Origin of the sequence: Campylobacter showae CC57C (genome assembly GCF_000344295.2) — a bacterium.
GTDB lineage: Bacteria > Campylobacterota > Campylobacteria > Campylobacterales > Campylobacteraceae > Campylobacter_A > Campylobacter_A showae_B.
On sequence record NZ_AOTD01000131.1, the window covers coordinates 1 to 4,881 of the forward strand.

Annotated in this window: 5 protein-coding genes; all 5 read right to left on the reverse strand. The window is 40.2% G+C overall.

The window, feature by feature from the left end; all coding sequences use genetic code 11:
- Positions 1–80: 80 nt before the first annotated feature.
- The 5 genes from H740_RS05075 to H740_RS05095 are packed head-to-tail and all read right to left on the reverse strand — an operon-like array spanning position 81 to position 4,569.
- Positions 81–1,307: a toprim domain-containing protein gene (locus H740_RS05075; protein WP_002952048.1), complete on the reverse strand. Its 1,227-nt coding sequence runs from the start codon at positions 1,305–1,307 to the stop codon at positions 81–83.
- Positions 1,304–1,597 carry a TrbM/KikA/MpfK family conjugal transfer protein gene (locus tag H740_RS05080; protein WP_002952049.1) on the reverse strand — a complete coding sequence of 98 codons (294 nt, stop codon included), beginning with the start codon at positions 1,595–1,597 and terminating at the stop codon, positions 1,304–1,306. Before H740_RS05080 ends, H740_RS05075 begins: the two co-directional genes overlap by 4 nt.
- Positions 1,598–1,607: 10 nt before the next feature.
- Positions 1,608–2,594, reverse strand: a complete 987-nt coding sequence (locus H740_RS05085) for a type IV secretion system protein (RefSeq protein ID WP_002952050.1) — start codon at positions 2,592–2,594, stop codon at positions 1,608–1,610.
- Complete coding sequence (locus H740_RS05090) at positions 2,591–3,205, reverse strand: hypothetical protein (RefSeq protein WP_002952051.1); 615 nt, start codon at positions 3,203–3,205, stop codon at positions 2,591–2,593. Before H740_RS05090 ends, H740_RS05085 begins: the two co-directional genes overlap by 4 nt.
- On the reverse strand, positions 3,205–4,569 hold the full coding sequence (locus tag H740_RS05095; protein WP_231679321.1) for a hypothetical protein: 1,365 nt from the start codon (positions 4,567–4,569) through the stop codon (positions 3,205–3,207). Before H740_RS05095 ends, H740_RS05090 begins: the two co-directional genes overlap by 1 nt.
- Positions 4,570–4,881 lie beyond the last annotated feature (312 nt).

The window sequence follows — 4,881 nt, forward strand, 5'->3', positions numbered from 1 at the left end:
ATTCCAAAAGCTTATATAAACCTTAAACTTCAAAAACCAGCTTAAATCTTGATTGCCCGAATTAATCAATATTCTATAAATCATATAGCCCTAGAATACTCCCTGCCGATTTTTTTTCCGACGAGATTAAGTCGCTTAAAGCATTCTCTCATTCCGGGCAGACGCTGCACCTTTGGGGCTATCTCTTTAAATTTTGAAGGATTAAATCTTAAAAGCTCATTTACGCGCTCATTCTTTGCGCAAGGCTCTAAAAAATCATATTTCTTTGATAAATACTCTACTTTCTTGCCAAGCTCGCTCAAAGGCTTTAAAATGTTTTCTTTACTAATATTGCGCGCTGCTAGCCCCAATGCTTTGCCGACTACCAAATCATCGTTAAAGTCCTTTAATATAGGCATTTGCCTGTCAGTATTCGGCACTATTTGCTCTACGATCTTGCCAAACTCTTTGCCGCGATCGTCATTATCGAACGCTAGCGTAAATTTTGCATCCGGGGCGAGCTTGCGAAGCGCTTTAATCGCATCTTTTTGCGATGTCGATATTTGCCCGTTGGTCGAGCATAGCAGCGTCTCTTGCAAATTTATCCCTTTCATCTCGCAAAACGATAGCGTGTCGATCATGCTCTCGCTGATTATTATATTTTTAAATTCTTTGGGGCTTTTATGTGCGTTATCGGCTTTTAAAATTTCTAGCCCCTTATTTCCGTTGCAAAGCTGTTTGATAGGCTTATCGTATGCTTTTCCTTGCGGATCGTGTGTTAAGGGCTTTGAGAGATAGCTTATCGTTCCGCTTTGCTTTAAAAACTCTTTCGTGCCGGCGTCCGTTTGCACTGACGTTAACGTGTACGTCGGTACGACCGCGTTTTGGTATTTACTGTCTTGTTTTAGGCTGCTAAATTGTGCCAATAGTTCTCCGCTTAGCTTCCTACGGCTAATTAAAAATGAATTTTTATCCGTCTTATCTAATTTTTTAAATTTTTCTATTATTTCATTATCGATTTTTTTAGTAGTTGCTTTTGGTATAGTATTGTTTTGTAACTCCTTTATATCTTTTATTTTGTCTTCGTCTATTAAATCTTTTACTTCTACTCCGCGATTTTTAGCGAAGCTGTAAATATTGCCCCGATCGGTACTGTCATTTGGATTAAAATATAAGTAGTGGCCGTTTGATTGGCGCGATACGACTATCGTATCTCCGTAGTCGTTCGTAAGCGTTTTGTAGTTACGGCTACTTTTGTCTCTTTTTTCAAAGTAGCCGTTATTTTTTAAAATTTCATCGAGCGCGAGCTCGACTAGATTTTCTTTCATCTTGGACACAGATCTAAAAATGCTTGTCTTTTTTGAGCCTGCTTATGCGCCTTTTTAGCCGTAATCGAATAGTACTTTTTAAGGCTTGCGGCGCACTCCGGCGGGCGAGTAGCGCTTGCGAGGCATAGCACCGCTTCGCATGCCAGTTTCTTATCGCCGGTAAATACGTCGCCGAGCTCTTTTGGAGCAGACGTCTTTGTCGCCGTATCCTTTGCGCTCGTCTCTTTTGCGGTCGCGCCGCTTGCCGCAAAAATTGCACCTACGATCAAACTAAAAACTAGTTTTTTCATTCTTTCCCCTTTATTTGAAATATACGAATTTTGGTAGTCCAAGCTCATCTTTCGGGAGCTGCTTGGTTTCTGGCTCAAATATGGCGTCGTTGCGCTTATATTCTACGACCGACTGATTAAAGCTCTCTTCGGTTAAATTTTTATTGCTGCCGCTTTCGTTTAGCTGCTTGCTAGTAGCCATCGTGCTGGTATAGTTGATATTCAGCTCGTATTGATGCTGCAAATTTTCTAAAATTTTAAGCAGTATCGAGTTCGTGAGGGCTTGAGCTTGCTTTTGGTTGTTTGGTTTGCTCAGCTGCTTTGAAAGCTGCTTTAAATCGTCGTTCATTTTCGCTTTTGAGTAAGGATTGGTCTTATCGTCGCTATGAAAGGTATCTTCAAAGGCTAACAAGGCGTTTGTTTTCTCGATATTATCCCTTTCTTGCAGGAATTTCTCGGCATTTTTTATGTTGTTGATTTGCGCTTGATAGTTCGCTCTTTGGATAGGATCGACGGCTTTATTCATCTGCTCGGTCAGCTCGTCTATGCTTTTGCTCAAATTTGCGCCGTCTCGCAATGCGTAAGTGCAGCGATTAACCTTGCTTTTGATTGAGCTCTTGGTTTTTCCTAGCGTCATTCCGAAAAATTGGCTATTATTTTCCAAAAACGAGCACGCGTTTTGCACTCTCGCTATATCGCCCATTATGTCATTGGGGATATTTTTGACGTTATCGTAGATACTTTGCATTTGACTGATCATGCTTTGCGCATCGCCTAGTATATCGTAGATGCTGTTCATATCTATGCCGAGCTCGGCCATCTGTTTTTCAAAATTTAGCGTATCTTTGACCATTTGCTCGTACTGCTTGATTTGCTCAGCATAGTCTTTTAGCGTTTGAGTATAACCCATTACCGCTTGAGCTATCGCGGCCACGTCTATAACCGGAACGCCTCCTGCGTTTGCGCTGCTAAAAAATAGCGCCGTTGCCGCACCAATAGATATTAATGTTTTCTTCATATCTCTCTTCCTTTCTGCTCGGTATTTTCTTTTTTAGTTTCCTTTTCTGCCCATTTTTCGATGGTTTGTTCTAGCGTTTTGGTAGCGTTTGGATAGCTATACCTAAATCTATCGGTATCTATCGGCTTGCCCACCTCGTCTCCGTGTTTTCTTTTTACATCGATTTGCCCCTCTTGCAACTCTACGTAAAGCGGCGTTAATTTATCTATGCCTTTGTCTTTGTTGTCTTTAATTTTTTCGTATAACCTTGCTTCGTTATTCATGAGCTCTAGCTCGTTTTGTAGCTGCCTGAAAAGGAGCGGGTTTTCCTTTTCGAATTTGGTTTGAAATTTTTCGTCGTCCTTGTGCGGGGTCATCACTTTTTTGTTGTTATCCTCGTTTATTTCCCACTTTCCCTTCTTGTCCTGCTTATCTTCGAGTCCTTGTATCTCTCTGGCTGCATCTAGGTACTTTTTTGCCCTTTGTTCGTCGTGCTCGCACGCTAGGGCTAGGCTAAAATTTAAGTCTATAAAGCTCTTTCTTAGGCTCAAAAAATCGTTTTCGCTTTTGACATAATTTTCCAAGTCACCCTCAATCACGTTTCTTCTTTGTTTTGGCGTTATATTGCTCATTATAGGCTCCTGCCTCTGTCATTTTCATTTTCTTGCCCTTTGGCCTTGTTTAAAATTTTGTCTTTGGTCTGCACTAGCGTATCGTTTACCTTTTGATAAAATTTAGGGTAGCTGTCTTTAAAATTCGGCGTTTCTTTTTCGATGTCACCCATCATCTTTTTTAGCTTTTCGTATCCTTTGACGTCAAGCCCTTTTTTGGTTTCTTTTTCATAGGTCGTTTGTAATTTAGCGTAATTAGCCCGCTCGTTCTCCATCTCTTTAAAACCGCCTTTGACTTTTTTGCGTTGCGTATAGACCTCTTTTACCAAATCGCCGACAGCCTCTTTAAATTTAGGACTGTCAAAGGCTAGATCAAGATTTTCTTGGCGCTGGCGATCTTTGGCGATGCTTTCTTCTTTACCCTGTTTTAGCATCATCTCAAGGCTTCTGTCCATCTCTTGCAGCGCGGTTATAATGCCGTTTATCCCATCGCTATTCATTAGGTTGTCGATCGATTTTTGAAAATTCGCTTCAAGCTTCGATTGCTTATCTTTGAGGTCTTCGAGCTCCTTTTCGTGCTGCATTTCTAGCTCGTCGGCTCTCTTATTCCAGTCTTCTTGCTCTGCGCCGTTTTCTCTGCCCGGCTGTGGTTCGTTTTGCTCGGGGCTTGGCTCTTTTTCTTCCCCTTTTTCCTTTTTGGCGATTTGCTCTTCTTTTGCCTTGATTTGCTCTTCTATTTTTTCTTTCTCTTTTAAAATTTGCAGACTCTCTTTTAAGGACTCATTTTTTTCTACGCCGTCCAATCTGTCTTTTACGAATTCTCTTTTTGCTTTCGGGCTTTTAAATTCGTCCAGCTCCGCCTGTCTTTCCCTGATTCTCGTATCTAACAGCTCTTTTTCGCCTAGTATTTCTACGGCTTGCTGCGCGTCTTTGCTTAAATTTGCAGCTCCCGTTACTTCGTAGGCAAATTTTTTGTTAATGTCTCGTATGGTGTATTCTTTGCCGTTGTCGAAGTCCTCTTTTAAGTCCATATTCATTTCTCTTAGGGTGAGCTCTTTTATTTCGGTCACATCCCTTAGACTCATATTGGTTTTATAAATATCGTTGATCGCTTCTTGAACCTTGCTATCGTCGTCCGTTCCGTATGCGGTATAAAATTCTCTTACGCAAGCTACTGCGCTTGTTTCGCTGCTTTTAAACAACCCGGTGTTTTCTATGGCTTCTCGACAATCTAAAATTTTGTCTCTCGTGTCGTCTATATCTTTATTTTGCGTTTGCGGCTCGGTTTTTTCCCCTTTATGTATACTCGAAGCTGTAAGTGTCTGTTCGTCCTCGCTTAAATATGCCCATTCAGCCATTTGCTCTTGCGTCAGCTCTTCTGCCACCTTAAATCCTTTTGCTAGATTATTTTTCATCAGTCTATCATTTGTTAAATTTAAAAAACTTTTAAAAAGTGATATATAAAAAATCGAAAAATGCTAAAATTCAAAAACGCTCACAAATGCCTTTTAAATGCTCTACAATCAAAAATAAGCTTTTTCTCCTATTTCTTTCTTATTTTTTATCTATGCGGCTTTAATAGCCTTTAAAATCGTTTTAAATGCCTAACTGATTTAAATTTAAAAATCCGGCTTCTAATTTAAAATTTTCTCATCGCATTAAGTAATAATTCTTTAAAATTTCCTCTCTGCATATAT